The organism is Micromonospora fiedleri, assembly GCF_016774385.1.
In the GTDB taxonomy this organism is placed as follows: domain Bacteria; phylum Actinomycetota; class Actinomycetes; order Mycobacteriales; family Micromonosporaceae; genus Micromonospora; species Micromonospora gifhornensis.
On the sequence record NZ_JAETXL010000107.1, the window covers coordinates 1 to 447 of the forward strand.

Consider the following 447-nt stretch of genomic DNA (forward strand, 5'->3'; position numbering starts at 1 on the left):
GTGGAGGAGCCGGTGCCCGTGCTCGTCTTCGGCGAGCTGGAGGTCAGCCCCGAGGCCGGGGAGGTACGCCGGGCGGGTGCGCCGGTGGCGGTCACCCGTACCGAGTTCCGGCTGCTCTGCGAGTCGGCCCAGCACGCCGGGCGGGTGCTCTCCCGCCAACAGCTGCTCAGCCGGGTCTGGGGATACGACAGCGGCGACGAGCGGCTGGTCGACGTGCACGTGGGCCGGCTGCGGCAGAAGCTCGAAGCCGACCCGGCCAATCCGAAACACCTGGTCAACCTGCGCGGGCTCGGCTACAATCTGCAACGATGCAACGGCTCGGACTTCGTTCCCGGGCACCCGGCGCCTTGGCCGGCGCTGCCCTTCTCGTGACCGCCTGCATCGCCCTGGGGCGCTCCAGCCGGTCCCGCCCATCCACGTACGCACAGCGGGCACGACCGTGGACGT

At 72.0% G+C, this 447-nt stretch carries 1 pseudogene; it reads left to right on the forward strand.

Annotated elements, in window-relative coordinates:
• A pseudogene (locus tag JMF97_RS30855) lies at positions 1-309 on the forward strand (winged helix-turn-helix domain-containing protein); the annotation flags it as partial.
• Positions 310-447: the final 138 nt, after the last annotated feature.